Raw genomic sequence first — 1213 nt, 5'->3', positions numbered from 1 at the left:
CTCGGAGGAAACAGGAGAGAGGATTGGCGGAGCAGGTTTTTTCCAGTATTACGAAGTGGATCAAACGCAGTTTTTAAAATTATATGTTAATGGTGTTAAGGCTTTAACTGAATTAACAAGCGCAGGAACAAAGGTTTTTGAGGTGCTATATAGAGCAGTTCAAGAGAATAAAGATAATGATAAAATCTTTTTAGCTTTTGATTTAATCGATCAAAATATAATAAAAATATCGGAATCAACATTTTATAGAGGAATGAAAGAATTAATAAAAAAAGATTTCATTGCTGAAACTACAATTCAAAACTGTTATTTCTTAAATCCTGATTATATATTTAATGGTGACCGATTATCATTTGTTAAAAGTTTCATTTTAAAATCAGAACCAGAAAAAATTGAAAAGAAAAAATAAAACAAAATAACACCGACCCAAGACAAAAATTAAAATTTTTATCTTTCTCGGTGTTGCCATTAAAAAAATTTGACTTTTAAATTTAATGTATTATTAATTACTAAATAATCGCTTATATAACTATAACAAGAGGTGAAATTATGGAAATTGAAGATATTTTTAAAGAAATGGAAAAAATCCAATCAACAGAAAAAAAACAATTAACAATAGCAGCAAACACTTATCTTTATATGGAAGATGAAATAGAAAAAATTTTTAAAACTAGGATTGAAAATGATGTTCATTATATAATGACCACTTACACATATCCAAAAATAATGGCTTATTTTTCTGCTGCCATAAAAAATTATAAAAGAGATATCATAACCCTTTGTGTTCAAAAAATACAAATTGAACAAAATTTAAAATTATCATCAAGATCAGCGGATATGTTTTTTATTTCTTATCTTGGTAGATCTGTAAATGAAATTTATTTATGTGAACATTTTAAAACTGATTACATAGAAAGATCAGATAAATATAAAACTTTAACTCCAATATATAAAGAATTTTTAAAAAAAATAATTGCTATATATAAAGACAGAGTTTTAACACTTTTGGATTATGTTATTAATTTATATAGAAAAATAAAATCAAATTACAAACAACAATAAGGAAAATATTATGGAAAAAATAAAAACAAGCGCAGGACTAATTTTTGATCCAAAAGACAACAAATGTAATTGTAAAATCGAAATGTCACAAGGTGATTTATTCGCTTTTATTGTTTGTTATCAATATCATGGCGGTGGATCAAAAACTAAA

Annotated in this window: 2 protein-coding genes; both read left to right on the top strand. The window is 24.9% G+C overall.

The annotated features are described in order from the left end of the window. Positions 1–409, top strand: a 409-nt coding sequence (locus ACLPIE_RS22495) for a replication protein (protein WP_430263842.1), incomplete at its 5' end; no start/stop codon positions are given. Positions 410–549: 140 nt separating this feature from the next. After that, positions 550–1062 carry a hypothetical protein gene (locus ACLPIE_RS22490; protein WP_283126869.1) on the top strand — a complete coding sequence of 171 codons (513 nt, stop codon included), beginning with the start codon at positions 550–552 and terminating at the stop codon, positions 1060–1062. The last annotated feature ends 151 nt before the right edge of the window (positions 1063–1213 follow it).

Source organism: Providencia sp. Me31A (assembly GCF_050487165.1).
Taxonomy (GTDB): Bacteria; Pseudomonadota; Gammaproteobacteria; order Enterobacterales; family Enterobacteriaceae; genus Providencia.
This window is presented reverse-complemented; position numbering and strand designations above follow the sequence as displayed.

Bases quoted from the DNA above. Each gene is read 5' to 3' on its own strand.
- ACLPIE_RS22490 (WP_283126869.1), top strand. From the start codon at position 550: ATGGAAATTGAAGATATTTTTAAAGAAATGGAAAAAATCCAATCAACA.